This is a genomic window from Halobacteriovorax sp. DPLXC-1, assembly GCF_036903125.1.
GTDB classification, from domain to species: Bacteria; Bdellovibrionota; Bacteriovoracia; order Bacteriovoracales; family Bacteriovoracaceae; genus Halobacteriovorax_A; species Halobacteriovorax_A vibrionivorans.
The window spans coordinates 1139233-1161337 of record NZ_JAYMCO010000001.1 but is presented as its reverse complement, the minus strand read 5'-3'; the positions used below and the strand labels follow the sequence as shown (position 1 = coordinate 1161337).

The 22105-nt window shown below is 36.8% G+C and carries 26 protein-coding genes; 15 read left to right on the top strand and 11 right to left on the bottom strand.

Annotation, left to right across the window (positions count from 1 at the left end; translation table 11 throughout):
• Window positions 1–10: 10 nt before the first annotated feature.
• The 8 genes from VCM44_RS05685 to VCM44_RS05650 all read left to right on the top strand — a co-directional run bounded on the left by VCM44_RS05685 (window position 11) and on the right by VCM44_RS05650 (window position 6936).
• A complete protein-coding gene (locus VCM44_RS05685) occupies window positions 11–235 on the top strand; it encodes a hypothetical protein (RefSeq protein WP_114705170.1) in 225 nt (74 codons plus the stop codon).
• A 127-nt stretch (window positions 236–362) separates the two neighbouring features.
• Window positions 363–1358, top strand: a complete 996-nt coding sequence (gene pstS / locus VCM44_RS05680) for a phosphate ABC transporter substrate-binding protein PstS (RefSeq protein WP_334678255.1) — start codon at window positions 363–365, stop codon at window positions 1356–1358.
• Complete coding sequence (gene pstC / locus VCM44_RS05675) at window positions 1358–2302, top strand: phosphate ABC transporter permease subunit PstC (protein ID WP_114705172.1); 945 nt, start codon at window positions 1358–1360, stop codon at window positions 2300–2302. The genes pstS and pstC overlap by 1 nt, the downstream gene beginning before the upstream one ends.
• Window positions 2299–3159 (top strand): phosphate ABC transporter permease PstA, encoded by an 861-nt coding sequence (pstA, locus tag VCM44_RS05670; protein WP_114705173.1) that lies wholly within the window; start codon window positions 2299–2301, stop codon window positions 3157–3159. The genes pstC and pstA overlap by 4 nt, the downstream gene beginning before the upstream one ends.
• Entirely contained in the window at window positions 3159–3926 is a 768-nt protein-coding gene (gene pstB, locus VCM44_RS05665; RefSeq protein ID WP_114705174.1) for a phosphate ABC transporter ATP-binding protein PstB, read from the top strand. The genes pstA and pstB overlap by 1 nt, the downstream gene beginning before the upstream one ends.
• A 10-nt stretch (window positions 3927–3936) precedes the next feature.
• Window positions 3937–4551 (top strand): phosphate signaling complex protein PhoU, encoded by a 615-nt coding sequence (gene phoU, locus VCM44_RS05660; protein WP_114705175.1) that lies wholly within the window; start codon window positions 3937–3939, stop codon window positions 4549–4551.
• Between the two features lie 17 nt (window positions 4552–4568).
• Window positions 4569–5264 (top strand): response regulator transcription factor, encoded by a 696-nt coding sequence (locus VCM44_RS05655; RefSeq protein WP_120405147.1) that lies wholly within the window; start codon window positions 4569–4571, stop codon window positions 5262–5264.
• On the top strand, window positions 5254–6936 hold the full coding sequence (locus VCM44_RS05650; RefSeq protein ID WP_334678253.1) for a sensor histidine kinase: 1683 nt from the start codon (window positions 5254–5256) through the stop codon (window positions 6934–6936). The genes VCM44_RS05655 and VCM44_RS05650 overlap by 11 nt, the downstream gene beginning before the upstream one ends.
• On the opposite strand, the gene VCM44_RS05645 is transcribed toward VCM44_RS05650, so the two are convergent.
• From VCM44_RS05645 to kdsB, 6 genes are read right to left on the bottom strand one after another with little or no spacing between them, the layout of a single operon-like run.
• Window positions 6933–7970 carry an NAD(P)H-dependent glycerol-3-phosphate dehydrogenase gene (locus tag VCM44_RS05645; protein ID WP_334678252.1) on the bottom strand — a complete coding sequence of 346 codons (1038 nt, stop codon included), beginning with the start codon at window positions 7968–7970 and terminating at the stop codon, window positions 6933–6935. The genes VCM44_RS05650 and VCM44_RS05645 overlap by 4 nt on opposite strands.
• Window positions 7967–8215, bottom strand: a complete 249-nt coding sequence (locus tag VCM44_RS05640; RefSeq protein ID WP_167849468.1) for a DUF493 family protein — start codon at window positions 8213–8215, stop codon at window positions 7967–7969. Before VCM44_RS05640 ends, VCM44_RS05645 begins: the two co-directional genes overlap by 4 nt.
• 17 nt (window positions 8216–8232) lie before the next feature.
• The gene (locus VCM44_RS05635) at window positions 8233–8808 is read right to left on the bottom strand and encodes a KdsC family phosphatase (protein ID WP_334678251.1); all 576 of its coding nucleotides are present in this window, start codon (window positions 8806–8808) and stop codon (window positions 8233–8235) included.
• Window positions 8809–8811: 3 nt separating this feature from the next.
• Window positions 8812–9618, bottom strand: a complete 807-nt coding sequence (kdsA, locus tag VCM44_RS05630) for a 3-deoxy-8-phosphooctulonate synthase (protein WP_334678250.1) — start codon at window positions 9616–9618, stop codon at window positions 8812–8814.
• Window positions 9608–11212: a CTP synthase gene (locus VCM44_RS05625; RefSeq protein WP_114705182.1), complete on the bottom strand. Its 1605-nt coding sequence runs from the start codon at window positions 11210–11212 to the stop codon at window positions 9608–9610. Before VCM44_RS05625 ends, kdsA begins: the two co-directional genes overlap by 11 nt.
• Window positions 11202–11966: a 3-deoxy-manno-octulosonate cytidylyltransferase gene (gene kdsB / locus VCM44_RS05620; RefSeq protein ID WP_114705183.1), complete on the bottom strand. Its 765-nt coding sequence runs from the start codon at window positions 11964–11966 to the stop codon at window positions 11202–11204. Before kdsB ends, VCM44_RS05625 begins: the two co-directional genes overlap by 11 nt.
• A 69-nt stretch (window positions 11967–12035) precedes the next feature.
• Here kdsB and VCM44_RS05615 point away from each other — a divergent pair, with 69 nt between their 5' ends.
• From VCM44_RS05615 to purB, 4 genes are all read left to right on the top strand, one after another.
• Window positions 12036–12404 carry a hypothetical protein gene (locus tag VCM44_RS05615; protein ID WP_133296839.1) on the top strand — a complete coding sequence of 123 codons (369 nt, stop codon included), beginning with the start codon at window positions 12036–12038 and terminating at the stop codon, window positions 12402–12404.
• A 93-nt stretch (window positions 12405–12497) separates the two neighbouring features.
• Window positions 12498–13946 carry a TolC family protein gene (locus tag VCM44_RS05610; RefSeq protein WP_114705185.1) on the top strand — a complete coding sequence of 483 codons (1449 nt, stop codon included), beginning with the start codon at window positions 12498–12500 and terminating at the stop codon, window positions 13944–13946.
• Window positions 13946–14584: a hypothetical protein gene (locus VCM44_RS05605; RefSeq protein WP_334678249.1), complete on the top strand. Its 639-nt coding sequence runs from the start codon at window positions 13946–13948 to the stop codon at window positions 14582–14584. The genes VCM44_RS05610 and VCM44_RS05605 overlap by 1 nt, the downstream gene beginning before the upstream one ends.
• A gap of 9 nt (window positions 14585–14593) precedes the next feature.
• Window positions 14594–15880, top strand: coding sequence for an adenylosuccinate lyase (gene purB, locus VCM44_RS05600; RefSeq protein ID WP_334678248.1), 1287 nt, complete (start codon window positions 14594–14596; stop codon window positions 15878–15880).
• Here the strand turns inward: purB and cdd are convergent.
• Window positions 15877–16299: a cytidine deaminase gene (cdd, locus tag VCM44_RS05595; protein WP_114705188.1), complete on the bottom strand. Its 423-nt coding sequence runs from the start codon at window positions 16297–16299 to the stop codon at window positions 15877–15879. The two genes, purB and cdd, sit on opposite strands and share 4 nt — an antisense overlap.
• Window positions 16300–16363: 64 nt before the next feature.
• Complete coding sequence (locus tag VCM44_RS05590; RefSeq protein ID WP_334678247.1) at window positions 16364–17350, bottom strand: alcohol dehydrogenase catalytic domain-containing protein; 987 nt, start codon at window positions 17348–17350, stop codon at window positions 16364–16366.
• A 255-nt stretch (window positions 17351–17605) separates the two neighbouring features.
• Between VCM44_RS05590 and VCM44_RS05585 the strand changes: the two genes are divergently transcribed.
• Together VCM44_RS05585 and VCM44_RS05580 are read left to right on the top strand one after the other, a co-directional pair.
• Window positions 17606–19264, top strand: coding sequence for a SulP family inorganic anion transporter (locus VCM44_RS05585; RefSeq protein ID WP_114705190.1), 1659 nt, complete (start codon window positions 17606–17608; stop codon window positions 19262–19264).
• Window positions 19265–19332: 68 nt separating this feature from the next.
• The gene (locus VCM44_RS05580) at window positions 19333–19662 is read left to right on the top strand and encodes an SWIB/MDM2 domain-containing protein (RefSeq protein WP_114705191.1); all 330 of its coding nucleotides are present in this window, start codon (window positions 19333–19335) and stop codon (window positions 19660–19662) included.
• A 32-nt stretch (window positions 19663–19694) separates the two neighbouring features.
• Here the strand turns inward: VCM44_RS05580 and VCM44_RS05575 are convergent, their stop codons facing one another.
• Entirely contained in the window at window positions 19695–20822 is a 1128-nt protein-coding gene (locus tag VCM44_RS05575; RefSeq protein ID WP_334678246.1) for a DEAD/DEAH box helicase, read from the bottom strand.
• Window positions 20823–20882: 60 nt separating this feature from the next.
• On the opposite strand from VCM44_RS05575, the gene VCM44_RS05570 reads away from it, so the two are divergent.
• Complete coding sequence (locus VCM44_RS05570; protein ID WP_120405654.1) at window positions 20883–21101, top strand: DUF3820 family protein; 219 nt, start codon at window positions 20883–20885, stop codon at window positions 21099–21101.
• Here VCM44_RS05570 and VCM44_RS05565 read toward each other — a convergent pair.
• Window positions 21098–21541, bottom strand: coding sequence for a hypothetical protein (locus VCM44_RS05565; protein ID WP_114705193.1), 444 nt, complete (start codon window positions 21539–21541; stop codon window positions 21098–21100). The two genes, VCM44_RS05570 and VCM44_RS05565, sit on opposite strands and share 4 nt — an antisense overlap.
• 89 nt (window positions 21542–21630) lie before the next feature.
• Window positions 21631–22104 carry a hypothetical protein gene (locus VCM44_RS05560; RefSeq protein ID WP_114705194.1) on the bottom strand — a complete coding sequence of 158 codons (474 nt, stop codon included), beginning with the start codon at window positions 22102–22104 and terminating at the stop codon, window positions 21631–21633.
• Between the last annotated feature and the right edge of the window lies 1 nt (window position 22105).

Sequence of the window (22105 nt, the reverse complement as noted above, 5' to 3'; positions counted from 1 at the left end):
GGGAGGGAACATGGCCAGTCAACAAATTCCAGTAAGCCCGGTAACGGGAATAATTGCAGAAGAAAACGTCTTTATCGATTTTGGTGAGCACGAAGGAAAATCTATCCTTGAGATCCAAGATACTCTTCCAGATTATTACGATTACTTAATCAACAAAAGAGAAGAAGGAATTTGCACAATTCGTCGCAACCAAGATAAGTCATTTAGACTTTATGTTTCAAATACACTTCAATAAATTATATCGTGGGGCAGCAATGCCTGCCCTACTGTTTTCTTAACAAAATCTTAATAAACACCCTTTTCTCCCTATGCTAAATTTCTTAGTGAGAACACACATTTAGCTATATTCGAGGAGACATAAAATGATTAAAAAGCTCATTATACTTTGTGCCGCACTATCTGCACTAAGTGCTCATGCAATGAAAATTAATGCTGCTGGTGCTTCATTCCCATATGCCATTTACTCAAAATGGTTTTCAGAATACTCAAAACAAAATCCTGACGTACAATTCAATTACCAGCCAATTGGATCAGGTGGAGGTATTCGCCAACTAATTAAAGAAACAGTTGATTTTGGTGCCTCTGATGCTCCAATGAAAGAAAAAGATAAGAAGAAAGCAAAGTGGCCAGTACTTCACGTTCCAATGGTTCTAGGTGCAGTGGCGATTGCTTATAATCACCCAGAAGTTAAAGATCAGCTTAAACTTGATGGCCCAACTTTAGCAGATATCTACCTTGGAAAAATCACAAAGTGGAATGCTCCACAAATTCAAAAATTAAATCCAGAAATGAAACTTCCTGAAAGTGATATTCTAGTTGTTCGCCGTGCTGATGGTTCAGGAACAACGAAGAATTTCGCTGACTACCTATTCGACGTAAGTTCAGAATGGAAGCAAAGAGTTGGAACTGGAAAGTCACTAAGATGGCCAACAGGAATAGGAGCAAAAGGAAATGATGGTGTAACTTCAATGGTAGAAAACACTACTGGCACTATCACTTATATGGACCTTGCTCACGCCAGAAAGAATAATATCAAAACAGTTGCTCTAAAAAATAAAGCAGGTGTCTATATTAATCCAACAGTTGAAGCTGTATCAGCATCGGCCAAAGGATTTACTCCAAAAGGTAAGGAATTAACTGGCTCACTAATCAATAGTGCCGATAAAGATGCATATCCTATTAGTGCCTTAACTTATATTCTTTTACCAATGGTTGAGAAGGACCAAAAAAGAGTCGAGATCTATAAATTTGTAGAATGGGCCATAACTAAAGGTCAAAATTACGCAAAAGAGCTTTTCTACGCTCCATTACCAGAAGAACTTTCCAAAAAGGTTGTTAAGAAGGTAAAATCTCTTTAATGAAATTATTAAAAGACTTCAGGCCATCATCTCCTAGTTATCAGGATAAGATGGCCTATACTACACTAAGATTTTTTTCACTTGTTGTAATTGTTCTCCTACTTATTATGATAGGACAATTATTCTTTGCAAGTCGCGAAGCCTTTAATGAATTTGGCTTTGCTTTTATCACAGATGACTTCTGGAATCCCATTGATGATGAGTTTGGAGCTCTTCCCTTTATTTTTGGAACGGTTGTAACATCTCTACTTGCACTTTTAATTGCAGGGCCAGTAAGTGTAAGTGTTGCACTTTATATTACAGAATACCTTCCAAAATCTCTTTCAAATATTTTAGGGACATTTGTTGAACTTATTGCAGCGGTGCCAAGTATTATCTTTGGTCTTTGGGGACTTTATTACTTAGCTCCTTTTGTAAAAGATACTGTTACACCTGCTCTAAAATCAACTCTAGGATTTCTACCTCTATTTCAAGGTCCAAGTTTTGGAATCGGTATTTTAACTGCATCAATCATCTTAGCGATAATGATCATCCCAACGATTACTTCTGTAGCAAGAGAAGTTTTTCGCTCTGTAAGTATTCTACATAAAGAGGCAGCTTTAGGGCTTGGGGCGACTAAATTTGAAATGATTAAAATTGCAGTACTTAAACCAAGCTTTTCAGGTATCGTTGGTGCATTAGTTCTTGGCCTTGGACGTGCCTTAGGTGAAACAATGGCCGTTGCAATGGTTATTGGAAATACACCTCAAATATCAAAATCAATATTTGCCCCGGCTTCAACAATGGCCTCAGTTATGGCAAATGAATATGCAGAAGCTGAAAGTGACCTTCACCTATCAGCACTGTGCCTAGTTGGTCTTCTACTTTTTGTCGTCACTTTTGTCGTCAATCTAATTGCACGAACAATTGTATGGAGACAAACTAAAGGAAGGAGTAAGAAATGAAACTATCCAAAAAAAGAGTCATAAAAAACCAACTCTTTCGAGGAACTTTAATACTAAGTTCTCTCATTGTAATAATGCCACTTATTCTAATCTTCGTTTTCCTTCTACAAAAAGGTTCCACTTCGTTAAGCTTAGATTTTTTTCTAAATGATCCTAAACCTGTAGGAGAAGTTGGAGGCGGAATGAGACATGCAATCATCGGAACACTAATGATGGTTGCCCTAGGCTCATTTATAGCTGTTCCTGTAGGGACATTATGTGGTGTCTACTTAAGTGAGTACGGTAAAGGAAAAATTGCGCAAAGCCTACGCTTTACAATTGACCTCTTAACAGGTGTTCCATCAATTGTTGTCGGTATTTTTTCTTATTTAATATTTGTTGTTAGCTTTAAATCATTTTCTGCTCTAGCAGGTGCTTTTGCTCTGAGTATTATCATTTTACCAATTGTTACACGTACAACTGAAGAGATTTTAAAACTTATTCCAAGACATGTTAGAGAAGCAGGACTGGCCCTAGGGTTACCTCGATGGCGAGTTATTTGGAATATAATTTTAAGAGGCTCTAGAAACTCTCTTACAACAGGGGTTATCCTGGCCATATCTCGTGCTGCTGGTGAAACAGCACCACTACTCTTTACAGCTTTTGGAAGTATGTATTTAAGCTTCCAAGTGACAGGCCCAATGGCATCCCTTCCTGTCCAAATTTATAATTATGCAATAAGTCCCTATAAAGATTGGCAACAACAAGCTTGGGCCGGATCATTCACTTTAATTATTATTGTTCTGGGACTAAATTTAAGTGCGAAATTTTTATTTAATACAAAGAAGCTTAAAAAATTCTTTGTGAGGAAATCATAATGTCTAATAGCGATATCATTTTAGAAGTTAATAATATTCAAGCATGGTTTGGTGACTTTCAAGCAGTCAAGGGAATCGACCTAAAATATGAGAAGAATACGGTTAATGCCATTATTGGCCCATCAGGTTGTGGTAAATCAACTTATATCCGTACCTTAAATCGTATCCACGAAGAAGTGGAAGGTGCACGCGTATCTGGAGAAGTCATATTAGATGGTAAAGATATTTACGCACCAGACGCAGATCCTGTTGAAATTCGTCGTAAGATTGGGATGGTATTTCAAAAGCCAAACCCATTTGCGGCCATGAGTATTTATGACAATGTTGTTATTGGCCCACGTCTTTGGGGAAAGAAGAAGAAAAGTGAATTAGATGAGATTGCTTTTAATTGTCTTACAAAAGCAGCTCTTTGGGATGAGGTAAAAGACAAGCTTCACCAAGAAGGAACTTCTCTCTCAGGTGGACAGCAGCAAAGACTTTGCATTGCTAGAACTCTTGCAACGAACCCTCCAATTGTTCTAATGGATGAGCCAACATCTGCACTTGATCCAATTGCAACGGGTAAAATTGAAGATCTGATGAGTGAATTAAAAAAGGACTATACGGTAATTGTTGTAACTCACAATATGCAACAAGCTGCTCGTATTGCAGACTATACAAGCTTCTTCATCTTAGGAGAGCTTATCGAGCACGGCCTAAGTAGTGATGTATTTACTAACCCAAAAGAAAAGAAAACAGAAGACTATATCACGGGTCGTTTTGGTTAAGGAGTAGGCCATGGATTTAACAGTTGAAACACTTAGAAAAGATATTACCGAAATGGCCGCTGTTGTGGAGAAGATTCTTCACGTAGCCGTTCAAGAAGATTCAAAGATTGAAGAGCTTCATGAATTAGAACATGAAATTAATGAATATCATAAACTAGTTGATGACCATGTTTTTAAGTTTATTGCACTGAAGTCCCCTACTGCAATTGATCTGCGTACGGCCCTTGCAATTATGAAAATAAACTCAGAGCTTGAAAGACTTGGTGATGAGGCAGTTAACTTAAAACGTTACTTAATGAGAGTCGAAACTAATCGTGACTACTGCACGATCATTCAAGCAGAAGTTTTAGAAATGGTAAGAAAAAGTCTTATTGCCTTTGCTTCAAATAATACAAAGATGGCAACAGACGTAATTAAAGCGGACCAGGAAGTTAACTCTCTTCACAGAGATCTTGTTAAGAAGTTTTACCAATTATTAAAAGAAGGAAAAGCTGAAGTCGACGAAGGCTTTGCTATTATTCGCGTTTCAAAAATATTTGAGCGCTGTGGTGACCACGCTACAAATATTTGTGAAGATATCATTTTCCTAGAATCAGGACAGGATATTAGACACTCTGAAGATTAGATTATAAAGGTTAAATTATGAAGGCCCTTATTGTTGAAGATGAAAACTCGATTGCTAAACTAATTGGTGTAAACTTAAAGAGCCTAGGTATTGATTACGACATCGCACCAACAGGAAATAGCGCCATTGCCTGTATCGATTCAAATAACTATGAAATCTTTATTCTCGATCGAATGCTACCAGATCTAACTGGTGTTGAAATTTGTCGCTACATCAGAGGCCCAAAAGCACTAACAACGGCCGGGATTCTTTTTGTAACAGCTTTAACATCAAGCGAATCCATCATTGAAGGACTTGATGCTGGGGCCGATGACTATATCACGAAACCATTTGATATTGGCGTTCTTAAGGCCCGTGTCACAAGTCTAAAAAGAAGAATTGAAGCTATCACGAAAGAAGACGCACAGCACGACAGTAAGACTTTTCAACATATGGGAATTACTGTCGACACCGAAAGCGTGACAACAAAAGTTGATGAAAAGCTCGTAAAATTAACAGTTTCGGAGTTTAAAATCCTCTGTGTACTCATATCAAGTCCGGGGAAAGTGTTTACAAGAAAGCAAATTGTCGATTTAATAAAGGGTGAAAATATATATGTAACAGATCGAACTGTTGACACACATGTTTTTGCCTTACGAAAGAAACTCGGTGAGAAATCTAAAGTTATTGAAACAGTTCGAGGAATTGGCTATCGAGTAAAAAGTGAAGAATAACTTTTTAAATTTTCTTAAAATAAAATTCCTAAACGATATCATCTTCTATCAAACGATACTTTTTTGTATCTCTCTACTCGTTATGGGCGTTGTCTTTATTGGAAACTTTAAAGATAACTTTATTCATTCAATAATTGAACAAGAACTCAGCTTATTCAAAAAAAATAATATATCAAAAATGTGTGAGTATAAATCTCCTCGCTCACAATTTTATATACTCAATGCAAATAGAACAATTCGTTGTGGTGAAGCTAACTTTAAGATCAATGAGTTCAAAGGACTTAGTCCAGGATCTTATAGAAGTGAGGAAGATCATATCTTTTATCACGAAACAATTACTTCAAAAGAAAAGGTCTATACTCTCTTTATAAAAATAAAATCAGATGCCTTGAAGTTAATGTCAAAAAGAGTATTTTCTAAACTCTTCTTGGCCATGGGCATACTTGGCTTCCTCTTTCTGGCAGGACAATTCTTTCTTTTTAAGCACTATTTTTCACCTCTATATAGTTTATTCAAACTTTTTAGAATGAAGAATAAAATCGATACAAGCGATAGCCGCGACTACTGGGACTATATTGAATCAAAATCACAAAAGAACTTTAATAAACGAAGAGAATTGAAATTAGAGATCTTTAATACAAAACAGTACTACTCTGTCATCTTAAACTCAATTGATGACCCCGTTGTCGCTACAGATGATAAAGGAATAATTGTTTTTTCAAATGACTCCTTTCGCAAGACCTTTTCTTCATTTAATGGAAAGTATCGCGGTGTAGAAATTATTAACATTATTCGAGACTATGACTTTATCAATCTCATTAGAAAGAGTGGTTATAACGCTCACTTAATTCACAACTCTCAAGTAGAATTAAAAAGTGTCGAAGGAAGTAATCACGTCTATCAACTCAAAACAAGCAATATCAAATCAAAAAAGAAAAACCATGAGCTATTCTTTTACTTTAGCGATATTACAAAACTACAAGATGTAAATAATATGAGAAGAGACTTCTTTGAAAATGTCTCACATGAAATTAAGACTCCCCTTACTTCTATAAAGGGATACTCTCAAACTTTACAATCGATTAATGAAGATAAAGATCAAGCCGAGATCTTGGATATCATCTCTCAGAACGTTGATCGCCTAGACGAGTTAATTAATGGTATTTTATCTCTTTCAAAAATTGAAAACGAAGGAAAGATCGAAGTCGAAGAAATTAATATCCCAGAGTTTATTAATGCACTAATAAATGATTACCAATTAAAGCTCAATGAAAAAGATATTTCGATTCAAATTAATGAAGATAATCTTAAAACCTTAAATACAGATAAGAGACTACTCTATCACTGTATTTCAAATTTAATTACAAATGCCATTAAGTACTCTCTTGAAAATACACAAATAACCATCAATTATTCTTCAAATAAAGATGGATCATATATTAGTGTTCAAGATCAAGGAGTTGGTATTCCAAATGATAAGATCGCCCGTATATTTGAGCGCTTTTATCGTGTCGATAGCTCTCGTAGCATAAATACTGGTGGAACGGGACTTGGACTTGCTATCACAAAGCATTCAGCACAAAAGATGGGTGCAATTATTGACGTTGAAAGTCAGCTTAATGAAGGAACGAAGTTTACAATCTTCTTTCCAAATAAAGTCATTGAATCTTAATCAATTTCAAACTTAATTGGTGCCTTCATAAGTTTTTCTAAAACCTCTTCAACATTAGCATCATTATAAAGGACTTCATAAAGTCCTTTAAAAATACGAGCTCGTATATCGTACTTCTCAGCTAGAAGAAAAGCAGCTTTTGTCGTCTTATAACCTTCAACAACAGTACGCTGAGAATTAATGATCTCAAGTGGCTTACGCCCTTTTGCAATCTCTAATCCAAAGGTCTTATTTCTTGAGAGGCCACCAGTGGTCGTTAAGATTAAGTCCCCCATTCCACTTAGCCCATAGAATGTTTCAGGACGGGCATTGAAGACTTTTCCAAAGCGAAGCATCTCCACAATTCCACGTGTAATCATGGCCGCACGAGTGTTGTGGTTATAGCCTAGACCTTCGACAATACCACCAGCAATAGCAAGTACGTTCTTAAGAGCTCCTCCTAAGAGAACACCTTTAATGTCATAGCTAGGAAGTGCTTTAAAATATGGAGTATCAAGCTTCGTTGCGATATCCATTAGAACTTTCTTAGATCGTCCAGCAATTGTGACTAGAGTAATCTGTTTTTCCATTATTTCTTTTGCGAAACTTGGGCCAGATAAGAAAGTAATATAGTCACGATATTGTGGGAAGAAATCATTAAAGAGGTCATCACTCAACTCAAGAGTTTCTGGATCAATCCCTTTAGATAAACTAATAATAGGAATTTCTCTTTTAAGATAGCCTTCAAAGCGATCGAGATTTTCGCTAAAGAAGGTACGAATTCCGTGAGTTGGAAGTCCTGATACAACAAGTTCTAGATCATCTTCAAAAATCGTATCAAACTCATCCCACTCCATTATGGCCTTGATATTATCATCAAGTTTAATACCAGGAAGGTAGACTGAGTTTTCACGATCATCATTGATATTTTGATAAACATCTTCTGATCGAACTTTTAAAATTACATGTTCAAATTTATTGGCAAGGATTGAAGCAATTGATGTTCCAAAAGCACCCGCGCCAACAACTAGTGCTGTCTTATAAATTTTTGTCATAGAGACATTATACCATGAAGGCGAGAAACTCTTTCATAAATTGTTAACACTTCATCTGCACTATTGCATTTGACGTTGAAAGTAAAAGAAATATACTTACCTGTTTTAGACGGTCTTTCATGGTGTGGCTCTGCGCCAACGGCCATAATTAATTCATCTCTGTTGCTATCATTTCCGATAAATTTAAAATTATATTCTGCAGGCCAATCGTATTGATCATTTAATAGGCCTTTTAACTTCTCCATATCCATAATATCAACTCCTACTTTGGCCAGCTCGATTTAAAATCAATTGGTTTGTCATCGAAGTCTAAAACCTCGGGAACAATTCCATGTACGTAGCGAAAAATATCAATCATCTCTCTAGCGGCACCATGCCCACCCTCTCTTTGAGTCACATAATCACAAAACATTTGGATTTCATGTGAGGCATGAGGTGTTGTAGCGGCAAAACCAGCGGCTTTTAAAAGTGGTACATCAAAGAATTCATCCCCCATAAAAAGAACCTCATGTGGTTCAAAGCCAAGATCTAAGACTTTCTTAAAAGCAACTCTCTTATCTTCATCACCTAAAAAAGCAAAGTCTAGTTTTAGATTATTCACAAAGCGTTCTTGAACACCTTTTGATGCTCCTCCAGAGATAACACCAACTTTAAAACCTGCTCTCATAAGAAGCTTTAGCGCATATCCATCAGAAGTATGAGATGAGCGATTAAATCCCATTTCATCATCTTGATACCAAACATGCCCTGGCGTTAGGACACCATCAATATCAAATGCTAATACTTTGATATCTTTTAATTTGTCTTTAAATTCTTGTGCTTTTGTAAATAAATCCATTAATTATTCCGTTACTGCTTTTCTTATTTTTAATAGTCTCTCAATTATGGCCCCGGCCTTATCAAGAGGAAGGCTCGTTGCTGCATCAGACTTTGCTTCATTTGGGTTAGGGTGAACTTCCATAAAGATTCCATCAGCACCAGCGGCAACAGCTGCTTGAGCGAGAGTTAAAATCTGTTCACGTTTTCCACCTGTTGCCGTCCCTAATCCACCTGGCCTTTGTACACAGTGAGTGGCATCGTGAATAGCACGAACACCAAATGACTTCATAATTTGAAAGCTTGCCATATCAACAACAAGATTATTGTAACCAAATGACGTCCCTCTTTCCGTAAGAAGAATCTTATCTTTTGAAAGAAATTCTTCCGCTTTCGTGACAATATTTCCCGTTTCTTCAGGAGAAAGGAATTGTCCTTTTTTAATCTTCAGTTGAGCATCATGCTTTTTACACGCTTGAGCTCCTGCAAGAATCATATCTGTTTGACGACATAGGAATGCTGGGATTTGGATTGTATCCACAACACTTGCCACAGCATCTGCTTGATCCGCTGTATGGAAGTCAGTAATCAATTGAACTCCGTATTCTTTTTTAACTTTTTCAAGAATCTGAAGACCTTTTTCAAGACCTGGTCCTCTAAAAGAGCTAATTGAAGAACGATTGGCCTTATCAAAACTTCCCTTATAAGAGAAGTTCACTTGATCCATTACTGGCTTAAGCATCTCTAATAAGCTTCCGCAAACGTCCATACACATTTGTTCTGACTCGATTACACAAGTCCCCATAAATAAATCAAACTTCTTATTTTCCATACTTATCTGCCTCTTTTATGAATTCACTAAAAATTGGATGGGCCGCATATGGCCTCGATTTAAACTCAGGGTGATACTGACAAGCAATGAAGAAAGGATGATCCTTAATTTCAATTGTCTCAACAAGATCAAGCTCTGGGTTTCGGCCACTAATAATAAGGCCATTCTCTTTTAATTTTTCAACGTAGAAGTTATTAACTTCTAGACGGTGACGGTGTCTTTCTTGAATATTCTTTTGTCCGTAAATCTCTTTTGTACGGCTTCCTTCAAGTAGTTCACAATCGTAACTTCCAAGGCGCATACTTCCACCTTTTGCTCCGTCACGAGTTTGCCCTTCCATATAATGAACAAGGTGATCACCACCAGTGTTGAACTCTTCTGATGTAGCCTCACTTAGGCCACAAATATTTCTAGCATATTCAATGATTGCTAATTGCATTCCTAAACAGATACCAAAGAAAGGCATCTTATTTTCACGAGCATATTTTATGGCCGCAATCTTTCCTTCAGTTCCTCTTTGTCCAAATCCACCAGGAACAAGAACACCTTGAACATCAGAAAGAAGTTTATCGGCACCTTTCTTTTCAATTTCTTCTGAATCAACATAAACAGGAACAAGCTTTAATTGATGAGCAAGAGCTCCGTGCTTAAGTGCTTCATCAAGAGATTTATAAGATTCAACTAGTTCAGTATATTTTCCAACAATACCAATCTTTACTTCTCTTAACGGGTTATTAAAGTTGTAAACAACCTTTTCAAGGTCAGCAACTTTTGGTGATGATGACCAAATCCCTAAGATTTGAGTGATCTTTTCATCTAAACCTTGAGCGTGGAAATTTAGAGGAACTTTATAAATAGAATCAAGATCTAGTGACTGAAAAACATTCTCTTTAGGAACATTACAGAAAAGAGAAATCTTATCCATAATTGACTCTTCAATTTCTCGATCACTTCGACAAATAATCACATGTGGGAATAAACCTTGCGATCTCAATTCTTTAACAGAGTGTTGAGCAGGCTTTGACTTTAACTCTCCCGCAGCATCTAGGTATGGGATTAGAACAAGGTGAACAAAGAGAACATTCTCTTGTCCAACATCATGAGCAAATTGTCTAATTGACTCAACATATGGAAGAGATTCAATATCACCAATTGTTCCACCGATTTCACCAATTAAAATATCTGCATCATCAGCGGCCAAATGAATTCGGCGCTTAATTTCATCAGTAACATGAGGTACGACCTGAACCGTTTTCCCCAGATACTTCCCTTCTCTTTCCTGTTCAATAACTTTTAAATAGACTTGACCAGTTGTGAAGTTTGACTGCTTTGAAAGAGTTAATGAAGTAAATCTCTCATAGTGGCCAAGGTCGAGGTCAGTTTCAGCACCATCATCAGTGACAAAGACTTCACCATGTTGAGTTGGACTCATTGTTCCGGGGTCAACATTAATATAAGGATCCATCTTTAGCATATTGATACGAATCCCACGTCTTTCTAAGAGTGATGCAATTGAAGCTGCAGCTAAACCTTTCCCTAGGGAACTAGCAACTCCACCTGTAATAAAAATATACTTCTTTTGGCTATTGGCCATTAATTACTCCCTCCACAAATGGAATATCTTCTGGAGTATCAACTCCACATAATGTCATATCTGTTATGGCCGCCCCAATAGTGTGCCCATTATCTAGTAGGCGTAATTGTTCAAGGCATTCAATTCTTTCGTTTGTTGACTCACCTAGAGAACAAAAGCTCTTTAAAACTTCTGGTCTGAATGAATAAATCCCAATATGCAGATACCAATTTAGGCCTGCTTGTTTTTGACGATTAAAAGGATGAGGACTACGAGTAAAGTAGTGGCAAATATTCTTCTCTTTTGAGAAAACGGCCTTCACTTTATTTGGATTCAAATAATCTTCGTGATCGTTATCAATAGACATCTCTTTGATCACAGTTGCCACATCAAAGTTTTGTCCGTGATGAATCTCTATCAAGTTCTTTAAGAGGTCTGCTTTAATGAGCGGCTCATCACCTTGTACATTAATGACAAAATCAAATTTTTCATCTTTAAAAAAGCGCTCATAAGCGAGATAGATTCTCTCACTTCCGGAAGGAACATCATCGTCTACTCGAACAACATTACGTCCGCTTTCTTTTAACATTTTTTCGATATCATCATTATCCGTTACGACACAAACCTTAGAACCTGGAAACACATCTGCAATAGGAGCACATCCATCGTATACATGAGAGACCATGGCCTTACCATTGATCTGTGCAAGTGGTTTTCCGGGGAAGCGAGTCGAGGCGAATCTTGATGGTATTAATACCAAAGCTTTTAAGTTCATTATTTACCTTTTTGACAGTAAATATTATCAAAACTTAAGGGCCGTTGCAAAGTGTGATATTATAAATCTATGAAATACTTCAAGTTTGCGCAAGACGCCATTCTTCCCTTCATTTTATTGAGTTCCATGATTTTTGTTGCCAATACAATGGCCCAAAGTGTTTCAGAATCTATTATTACTGATCCATCAATTTCGAGAAGATGTGACGACCTAATGCAACAAAGACAGGATAAGGTTCAACATCGCCAAAGATTACTCTTTCTCTTGGATCGCAACAAGAATCTACTTAAGGATGCACCAGATAATAAAGTTTCCATTGCAAAGAAGCTGCGTGCCAATCAATACAAAGTCATTCAAGAATTAAAGATCACCAATCTGAAAGTCATTAAACTTGAGGAACAAATCGTTCGTCGTGGCTGCCCTGGCCTGACACTCTAAATAACCTTAAAATTTGCCATCTCGAGTCATGCAAGACATAATTTTCATGCACACATTATAAAGTTTTATTTATATTTGAGAGGGATTTCTTATATGACACGTTCTTTAGGCATTATTATCGCCTTTTGCTTGCTCTATACCAATAATTTACATGCTATAGATGATGAACAATCTCCAGAGATTTTCATTCAAGAGGCAAATGACTCAACCACAACACAAACCTATCGCCCACTCGATTTCGGAACAGTCATTGAGCAAGGGATGAGAAAATACCAGGCCAATATTATTCGACGTAAGAATATTGAGATCTCAAAGAATAAGTTAAAAGATGTAAAAGAATCTTTTTGGACACCAAATCCAAAGATTACTCTTCAGTTAAACCCACAACGAATTGGAACTCTTAAGACAGGAAGTGAAAGCGCAAGTCGCATAACCAAAGATGCAAGTGGTGCCCTGGCCTTAGAATTGGGAGAATACACTCTATTTAACTGGGGAAAGGATTACTTAAACTTTAAAAATGAAAAAGAATCACTTGAAAGAGAGATACAAAGAGACAAGGAAGATCTACGTGAATTCAAACAGGAGCTTGTTCGCCAATATGTTGAACTCATTCACGCAAAAGACTTGAAGGTCATAACTCGTCAGTACCTACAAAGTGCAACGCTTGTGTATCGTCTTAACCGTGAGAAAGTCCTGCAAAAGAAGATCACAAAACACGAATACTACCAAGCACGCTCTGAATACTTAAGGGCCCAAGAGCATTACACAAGAGCAAAGACTAACGAAGCGATTCAAAATGAAAATATGGCAAAGCTGCTAGACGATGCTCCTGGAACTCTCTATCTGATAAAAGATGATTATGAGTATTCAAAAACGACTTATAATCGCGAGAATGCCATGGCAACGGCCAGAAAGTTTTCTCCTTTTATTCTTGATCGCCAAGTGGATTCAAATATAAAAGCAAGAGAATATGAAATCGCTTTAAGAGATAATCTTCCCCTACCAAAGATTTCAGTAAATTTTGGAACTTATGCTCACGGCTTCAGTGGTTCAAATGTCGGGACAGATTACTATACAAGCTCTGCCGGTGATTCAAATATTGATCTTGTTGCTAGCTTAAACGCGAGTTGGACCTTATTTGGAGATGGTGGACTATTTAACCGTAGAAAAGTTGCCAATGCCAGACTAGAAAAAGAGAAGGCCGTATATAACTTAAGCCTTACAAGAAGAAAGGTTGAAGAGGCCATCGTTAATATCTTCAATTTTCTAAACTCAACAGTAGAGCAATTAGAGATTATAAAAAGCCGTAATGATTCTCTTAAAAAGAGAATGGATACAGCACTAAATCAATATTCAAAAAGAAAGACTCGTTTTCTGGAATACCAAATGGCCATGGAAGATTACTATGAATCACTAAATCGTGAGTCTATTCTTAAGTATCAATATCTTGTTAAAAGAATTGAACTTGCACAGATCATCGGAGTTGAAAACCTACCGGACCAAACATTTGATAAGGCCATCGTTAAAGGTGGAGGTCGATAATGAAAAAACTACTAATTATTTTATCTTCATTTCTTTTATCTAATACGCCCTTTGCTCAAGGACTTTCACAATTTTCAGACATAAAGATTGTTGAAGAGGATTATGGATATGAATTAGAATCCTATAATGCAAAGGATGATAACTTTTCACTAGAAGTTAGCTTTGGTGCTATTACTAATATGAGTGAATTCTCTAGCACAAATACAATTAGTGGAACCCTTACTTTTTATTCATCAGATCTATCCTACACCCTATATGGGGCCCTCAACACACTAGACGTGGCAGCGGTGACTTCTTTTGATAATATTGATGCAAGTTTAAGTACCTACTCTATTGGTGCAGGCTTAAGCCGTCGATCAATTCTTATAAATGACTTCATCAATATTAACTCTATTTACGATGAGATTCAGACTAATATCACTTATAATTTAGCTGATAGTGAAGCTTTTGGTGTTGATCTAGCAGGGCTTGGTTTTAACGCAGGATATGGATTAATCTGGCGAGCATCTGGAGGAGTCCACTTCTCTCTTCGCTTCATTTATAACTTAATGGCACTTAAGAGTTCAGATGACACAACACCAGTTGAAACAACTGCAAGCTGGGTTAGCGCACAAGCAGGACTTGGTTTTATATTTTAGGGAATAAATATGATTGAAAGATATAACAAAGCAGAAATCAGTGAAATTTGGACAGACCAATTTAAATTTGAGAAATTCCTCGAAGTTGAAAAGGCCCTTGTCGTCGCACTTGAAGAAGCAGGACTAATTGAAAATAAATTCTCTAATAAACTCAATACTGTTTCTGTCAGTCCAGAGAGAATCAAAGAAATAGAAAAAGAAACACGCCATGACGTTATTGCTTTTTGTACTTCAATCACAGAACAACTAGAAACCAATGAAGGAAAGTTTTTTCACTACGGTGTGACTTCTTCAGACGTAATCGATACAGCACTAACTCTTCAAATAAAAGAAACTCTAGAACGTACTTTCCCTATTTTCGAAAAGCTTCTTAAGTCTCTTGAAGACAAGTCCCTAGAGCATCAAGACACAATATGCATTGGCCGCTCACATGGGATTTTTGCTGAGCCAATGAGCTTTGGGCAAAAATTAAGAGGTCACTACTGTGAATTTAAGAGAAGATTCAATGACCTTAAAGACTTCTACAATAATGAACTTACTGGTCAAATTTCAGGAGCAGTTGGAAATTACACGATCATTACTCCTGAAATTGAAAAGCGTGTTCTATCACAACTTGATCTACAAGTAGAATCTGTATCAACACAGGTTATCCCAAGGGATCGACATGCAAAATTGACATCTATTATCTCACTATTTGGTTGCGCTCTAGAAAGACTTTGTATTGAAATTCGCCATCTTCAACACTCTGATGTTGCAGAAGTTTTTGAAGGCTTTAAAAAAGGACAGAAAGGTTCTTCCACAATGCCACACAAAAAGAACCCAATCTCTAGTGAAAACCTAACAGGAATGGCCAGAATGCTTCGCTCTTATCAGCAAATTGCCATGGATAATACTCTCCTATGGCACGAAAGAGATATTAGCCATTCAAGCTCAGAAAGGTTTTATTTACCAGATATGTTTGGAATACTCTTCTACTCTATAGAGAGAATGACTAGTACAATTGAAGATCTTGTTGTGGATAAAGAGGCCATGCTTTCAAAAGTAACTGCAAACTTCAAACACCTATCAAGCTTTGTGCTTCATAAGTTAATTGAGGTCTCAAATAATACTCGTGAGGATCTTTACCGCATAGTTCAGAGTGCTTCGTTTGAAAGCAAAGACCGAAATGGTTTCTTTGAGTACCTAGAAAAGAACTTAGATGATAAGTCCGACAAAGAGCTTATTAAAAGTCTAGCAGGACTAAATGATCTAGAAATCTATGGTGCTCACACGAAAGAAGTTTTCCAACGCTGTTAAACTGTAAACTCAGTAAACGGATGTGGTAGCAGTTCTTTAAAAAGAACTTCTTTAGTGATGCCTTTTAGGTTTCCAAGATAAATTGGAAAGTCAGGGCCAACAAACTCAGACAATACCTGAAGACAAAAAGCACATGGAACCGCAGGCTCTTCTTGGTCGGTTACAACGACAATATATTCGAATTTTTTCTTGCCGTGATTGGCAACACTTGAAAGGATGCTTCCTCTTTCAGCACAAATTGTTCCACCATAACTTGCATTCTCAACATTACAGCCAGGTATACATTGATCAACGCCTTCAATTTTTAAGGCCGAGCCAACTTGAAATTTTGAATATGGAGCATGAGCTTGACTTCTTGCCTTTAGGGCAACATCGTAAGCTTCTTTAAATTTTTCTGTAAGTTCTTCATTAATTTTCATAGTTTCATTATAAACGAAAAAGGAAAGAGCACAATATTTGTGCTCTTTTTATTCAATTTATGGGTTATTCACTGTAATTTAAGACAACTTTACCTAGTAATTGGTCATTTTCCACCATTCGATGGGCATATGCTAACGACTCTTCATCAATGATGCCAAGATTAGCTGTTAAGAGAGACTCAAATGCACCAGCATCGATAAGCTCTGCAATCTCCTTCAGCCTCTCCCCTTGATTTTCAAGAGAAGAACACTGACTCTCACCACAAAAAATAAAGTCCTGCTCAAAGTTTAAACGAGAATCAAAATGGTTCATCACTTCATTCTCATGCTGTGAAGAGATGAGATAAGTTGCTCTTGAATCTCTATCAGTGATACTTCGAATTCTTAGTATGTCATCATATTCTTTTACGATACTAAAAATAAAATCCACTCGCTTTAGGCCATAATGCTTTAATTGAGTATCTAAAGAAAAGGAATCATCCAAGATATAATCAGCACCCATTGCCTGCATATACTCTGCTTCTTCATCATTAGAAGCAATAGTAAAGATCACCAAATTTGTAAGGTTAGCCGCAAGCTGTACTACCATGGCCGAAACACTACACCTACTATTTGTTATCAATAGAGACTTGCCTCGACTAACTTCAGGATCAACCTGAAGTGAATCAAAGAGGCTTTCGTATGCAAGGAGTGTCGAGCCAGGCATCGTCGCGGCTTCTTCAAAACTCATACTCACAGGCTTTCTTGCAAGCCGCTCTTCATTAATTAAGTGAAACTCACTATGACATCCTTCTCGTGAATGATCAGAGTGATAATACACCTCATCACCAACTCGAAACCCTTTAACATCTCGGCCAGTTTCAACAATAATACCTGCCGCATCAGTTCCAATAACTTCACCAACCCTTTTTGTTCTTAGCGCAACATCCACCTCACAAGGAGCAATACTCTTTACTCTAATTAGAACGTCTCGTCCTTTTGCAATTGGACATTTAAAATTTGTCTCCTCAAAGCTACTCGGATTTTTTGAGTTCACAATAAAAGTTTTCAATGGACCTAGCCTCCTTTGTAAGAACACCTGTCCTTACATTAGAATAATCTCATGTCCTAAAAAAGAGATGTCCCTATTTGGTCAATAAATTGTTAAGAATTGCCAATTATTAAATAATATTTGTGATGCTTTGAACGAGATCAAAAACAACTGATAAGTAATTAATGTTTAACGACTTCTTAAAGGATAATTACTTTAAATAATGCATCAAGTAATATATGATTTAGCCTTATATCATTTAAAACAGGAAGAGAGATGTCAGCTGATAAAATCAAGCATAGTGAAGATGTAAGTGCTTCACTGAAGAACAAATTTGTTCAATTAATTGTAAAGAAACCAGAAAACCTCAAAAACGACTTCCTTTCAGGATTAACTGTTGCCTTAGCACTAGTTCCTGAAGCGATTGCCTTTGCCTTTGTTGCAGGAGTACATCCGAAAGTAGGTCTTTACGCAGCTTTCATGATGGGATTACTCGCTTCGATTTTTGGTGGTAGGCCAGGAATGATCACAGGTGCAACAGGAGCAGTTGCTGTTATCTTTGCACCACTAGTGTATAAAGTAATGGAAATGAGTAAGTCACAAGGTATGACGTTTGATGCGGCCATGGATAATGCGCTAAACTACCTTTTTGCTGCCGTTATTTTAATGGGAATGATTCAAATCATTTGTGGGATATTAAAACTTGGTAAGTTCATTCGCCTTGTACCACATCCTGTTATGCTGGGTTTTGTAAATGGTCTAGCGATTATTATCTTTAAGGCGCAATTTAGTCAGTTTACGATGGGAGGAGAACTTCTACCATCACCTCAACTAATGACAATGTGTGGCCTAATAGCTCTTACAATGGGAGTAAGCGTATTCTTACCAAAGTTAACAAAGGCCATTCCTGCCACATTAGCAGGTATCGTTCTCTCAACAGTCATTGGCTACTTTCTAAATGAAGCAAATCCAGGACTAGTAAGAACAGTTCTCGACTTTGTTCAAGATCAAGATAAATCAATCACAACGATTGCAGCAGGTCTTCCATCTTTTAGAATTCCATATGTACCATTCACAATGGATGCTTTTACTTTCATTCTTCCATATGCTGTTCTTGCGGCCGCAGTTGGTTTAATTGAGTCCCTTATGACTCTTCAACTTGTTGATGAACTAACTGATACTCGAGGAAAAGGAAATCGTGAATGTATTGGTCAAGGAATTGGAAACTTCGTTAATGGATTCTTTGGCGGAATGGGTGGTTGTGCCATGATTGGGCAATCAATGATTAATATTCGCGGTGGTGGACGAGGTCGATTCTCAGGAATTACAGCAGCTATTCTTCTCCTACTATTTGTACTCTTTGGTGCCCCTCTAATTGAGATGATTCCACTTGGTGCACTTGTTGGTGTTATGTTTATGGTTGTTATTGGAACATTTGAGTGGTCAAGCTTAAGACTCTTTAAAAAGATTCCGATGTCTGATCTATTTGTTATTATCCTCGTTTCAGTTGTAACGATTCTAACTGACTTAGCAGTGGCGGTTGCTGTTGGTATTATTGTTTCAGCTTTAGTTTTTGCATGGGAACACGGAAAAACAATGCATGCAAAAAGAGAAGATAAAAAAGAAGGAACATTCTATGAATTAGAAGGCCCATTATTCTTCGGTTCAGTAACTTCTTTTAAAGACCTTTTTGAATTTAAAGAAGATAAAGAACACGTTTATATCGACTTTGATAACTCAAAAGTTTGGGATCATTCAGGAATTGAGGCCCTGCAAAATATCACTGAGCGTTATGAGCAAGTTGGAAAAAAACTTCATTTACTTAACTTAAGTAAAGACTGCCAATTGCTATTAGACAAAGCATCAAATATCGTGGAATTATCAGTAATTGATGATTTATCGACACATATTGCTGATGATCGACTAGATGACTAAGAATTTACTGTACAAAGACTTGATTTTACTAAACAATATTTCAGTAGCTATTTAAAAAGGATTTAAATATGAGTGAAGCAAAAGGATTAAAGAAGCCAGTTAAGTTAAAAACAGAACTAGCATCAATGCTAGGGGAAACTGAACTTCCACGCACAGAGATTACAAAAAGACTTTGGGACTATATCAAGGAAAAAGGTCTTCAAACAAAAACTGAAAATGGAAAGCCTGAAAATGCAGGTAAGTTTATTGTAGCTGACGCTACTCTACTTCCAATTTTTAGAAATACAAACTCAACTTCTAAGTCTGGAAAAGTAACAGATCTTCGTAATATGAATGAAGGTGAGACAATCAACATGATGCAAATGGCTGCGATTGTTGGTGCAAATATCGAAAAGTAATTTTCAAAAGATATTCAAAAAATATGAGAGGCCTACTTTGTAGGCCTTTTTATATGAATATCAAGACCAAGTTCTTTTTGGATTCTATTAAAATAGCCTTCTTCTTGCGGTGAGATATAAGAGATCGCAATACCTCTTCTTCCCCCACGGCCAGTTCTTCCGATTCTGTGTGTGTAATTTTCGATTTGTTGAGGTAGGTTGAAGTTTAAGACATATCCTACACCATCAATATCAAGACCTCTTGCTGCAATATCAGTTGCCACAAGAACGTGCATGGCACCCTTTTGAAACTCTTTTAAATTATAAACTCTTTGGCGTTGATCGCGATCAGAATGAATTGCACAGGCCTTAATATGATTCTCTTTAAGATACCTTTCTAATTTATTTGCCTGAGACTTTGTTTTCACAAAGACAATTATACTTTTAATATGGCGCTCTTTAAGAAACTTCAAAAGAAAGTCGGCCTTCATTTCTTCTTCAACAAGATAGGCCATCTGACGAATCCCTTCATGTCTTGCGTGCACTGGTGCAATCTCAATACGATGAGGGTTAACTAGAGTTCTTCGAGCTATTTCTTCAACAGGCTTTGGCATCGTTGCAGAAAATAAAAGCGATTGTCTTTCACTAGGAAGTTTGTCCATCACCTTATCAAGATCATTTTTAAATCCCATATCAAGCATGCGATCTGCTTCATCAAGGACAAAGTATTTTAAATCATCAAGAATAACATAATCATCTTCTAATAGATCCACTAGACGCCCAGGTGTTGCAACTAGGATCTGAATTCCTTTAGCAAGCTTTTGAACTTGTTGCTTACGACTGTGGCCGCCGTATATGGCCATTGTCGATAAGGCAAGTCCCTTACCATATTGCTTAAAGCTTTCTTCTACCTGCATAGCAAGTTCACGTGTTGGCACAATAACAAGCGCCCTTACATGAAATGGATTAAGCTTTCTCTTATTTTCTTTGATTAAATGAAGTAGCGGAACACTAAAAGCAGCAGTTTTCCCACTCCCAGTCTGTGAGATTGCAATAAGATCACGCCCTTGTAAAACTGGTGTAATCGCTTGTTCTTGAATTTCAGTTGGTTGTGTATAACCTTTCTTTTCAAGAGCTGATAAAATATGTGGGGATAACCCTAAGTCTTTAAATTCTGCCATATGTCATATTTAGCAAAGTATTTAGGGGCCAGTCAACGAGTATTAATTTATAATGTCTTTATGGATATTGAATTTAATAAGGAACATCTATTAAAATTTGTCCAAATTCGTATGCCCTTTGGAAAGTATCAAGGTCGCCTTCTTATAGACCTACCTGATGAGTATCTTGTGTGGTTTTCGAATAAAGGCTTTCCACAAGGAGAGCTCGGCAAGCTCTTGGAAGAGCTGGCCGAGATCAAACTTAATGGATTGGAATTTTTATTTAAAGACCTTCGCTAGAAGCAATCATCAATATGTCTTTCTGGCATTGTGTGTCTAAGAGTGTGCTGAAATTCAAAACCACGAATATTTGCTCTTACATCCTCTATTAGAACAACCCCACACTTTTGTTCGTCAAGCTTGATTGTTTGCTTTGATAGCTTGATCTTAAAATCAACATCTTCAATTGAAGGATTGTCTCCGACGACGTCCTCTACGTTTCTCGTATCATGAGTAAATAAACAAGGTCCGTCCTCACCAACATTTCGATGATTTAGGAATGTTTCTCCAGCTAATTGCGGAACAATGACTTTTACAAAATAAATGCTACCATAACCTAGGTTCGTCCATTTTAATTTAGCGCTACTAATATCAACAGGTAGTTGAACCGTACGCTCTGAAATAACTGTCGTTTGTGCAAAGCACGTCAACGAAAATAATACAACTAATAATGCTTTCATAAATTCTCCCTACTCTTTTTCTTTATTGAAAAAGTTTGTTAAAGAGAAATTATCGAATTAGTCATCATAAATATAATGATTATAAATTATCATTGTGATTCAATATATTTATTATAGAGAAAAATACTCCAAAAGCTGATTCCAACGATGTTAAAGAATAGGATTTGTAGAACTGAGAAGAACTTAAGTTTTTGTCCCTTATTAATGGCCATATAAAGTTTAAATAGGGATAGAATATTTAAAATGAGCGGAACAAATAGCATTCCAAAGATCGCCAAACGTAGAGAATCGTGAAGATAATCGATATCAAGCTTCTTTTTACCATCAGAAAGAGGTATCTCTTTTACTTCAACACCTTCTTTTTCTAACAGGGACTTCGCTTGATAATAGTCCAATTCATTAATGGATATAGAATATTCTTTTGTGGCAGCACTATTGAGATAGATATGATCATTTAAGAGCGAGTTCGATGACTCGCTCTTAATACCATGACTTTCCAAAAGATCCACAATATGTTTTGCATCCTCATGGATAAGCGTTGAATAGATCTCTCGTTTAACCACT

What these genes read in the sequence shown, in the direction of transcription:
- VCM44_RS05685 (WP_114705170.1), top strand. Translation starts at nt 11, where the DNA reads ATGGCCAGTCAACAAATTCCAGTAAGCCCGGTAACGGGAATAATTGCA.
- pstS (WP_334678255.1), top strand. Translation starts at nt 363, where the DNA reads ATGATTAAAAAGCTCATTATACTTTGTGCCGCACTATCTGCACTAAGT.
- pstC (WP_114705172.1), top strand. Translation starts at nt 1,358, where the DNA reads ATGAAATTATTAAAAGACTTCAGGCCATCATCTCCTAGTTATCAGGAT.
- pstA (WP_114705173.1), top strand. Translation starts at nt 2,299, where the DNA reads ATGAAACTATCCAAAAAAAGAGTCATAAAAAACCAACTCTTTCGAGGA.
- pstB (WP_114705174.1), top strand. Translation starts at nt 3,159, where the DNA reads ATGTCTAATAGCGATATCATTTTAGAAGTTAATAATATTCAAGCATGG.
- phoU (WP_114705175.1), top strand. Translation starts at nt 3,937, where the DNA reads ATGGATTTAACAGTTGAAACACTTAGAAAAGATATTACCGAAATGGCC.
- VCM44_RS05655 (WP_120405147.1), top strand. Translation starts at nt 4,569, where the DNA reads ATGAAGGCCCTTATTGTTGAAGATGAAAACTCGATTGCTAAACTAATT.
- VCM44_RS05645 (WP_334678252.1), bottom strand. Translation starts at nt 7,970, where the DNA reads ATGACAAAAATTTATAAGACAGCACTAGTTGTTGGCGCGGGTGCTTTT.
- VCM44_RS05640 (WP_167849468.1), bottom strand. Translation starts at nt 8,215, where the DNA reads ATGGAGAAGTTAAAAGGCCTATTAAATGATCAATACGATTGGCCTGCA.
- VCM44_RS05635 (WP_334678251.1), bottom strand. Translation starts at nt 8,808, where the DNA reads ATGGATTTATTTACAAAAGCACAAGAATTTAAAGACAAATTAAAAGAT.
- kdsA (WP_334678250.1), bottom strand. Translation starts at nt 9,618, where the DNA reads ATGGAAAATAAGAAGTTTGATTTATTTATGGGGACTTGTGTAATCGAG.
- VCM44_RS05625 (WP_114705182.1), bottom strand. Translation starts at nt 11,212, where the DNA reads ATGGCCAATAGCCAAAAGAAGTATATTTTTATTACAGGTGGAGTTGCT.
- kdsB (WP_114705183.1), bottom strand. Translation starts at nt 11,966, where the DNA reads ATGAACTTAAAAGCTTTGGTATTAATACCATCAAGATTCGCCTCGACT.
- VCM44_RS05615 (WP_133296839.1), top strand. Translation starts at nt 12,036, where the DNA reads ATGAAATACTTCAAGTTTGCGCAAGACGCCATTCTTCCCTTCATTTTA.
- VCM44_RS05610 (WP_114705185.1), top strand. Translation starts at nt 12,498, where the DNA reads ATGACACGTTCTTTAGGCATTATTATCGCCTTTTGCTTGCTCTATACC.
- VCM44_RS05605 (WP_334678249.1), top strand. Translation starts at nt 13,946, where the DNA reads ATGAAAAAACTACTAATTATTTTATCTTCATTTCTTTTATCTAATACG.
- purB (WP_334678248.1), top strand. Translation starts at nt 14,594, where the DNA reads ATGATTGAAAGATATAACAAAGCAGAAATCAGTGAAATTTGGACAGAC.
- cdd (WP_114705188.1), bottom strand. Translation starts at nt 16,299, where the DNA reads ATGAAAATTAATGAAGAACTTACAGAAAAATTTAAAGAAGCTTACGAT.
- VCM44_RS05585 (WP_114705190.1), top strand. Translation starts at nt 17,606, where the DNA reads ATGTCAGCTGATAAAATCAAGCATAGTGAAGATGTAAGTGCTTCACTG.
- VCM44_RS05580 (WP_114705191.1), top strand. Translation starts at nt 19,333, where the DNA reads ATGAGTGAAGCAAAAGGATTAAAGAAGCCAGTTAAGTTAAAAACAGAA.
- VCM44_RS05575 (WP_334678246.1), bottom strand. Translation starts at nt 20,822, where the DNA reads ATGGCAGAATTTAAAGACTTAGGGTTATCCCCACATATTTTATCAGCT.
- VCM44_RS05570 (WP_120405654.1), top strand. Translation starts at nt 20,883, where the DNA reads ATGGATATTGAATTTAATAAGGAACATCTATTAAAATTTGTCCAAATT.
- VCM44_RS05565 (WP_114705193.1), bottom strand. Translation starts at nt 21,541, where the DNA reads ATGAAAGCATTATTAGTTGTATTATTTTCGTTGACGTGCTTTGCACAA.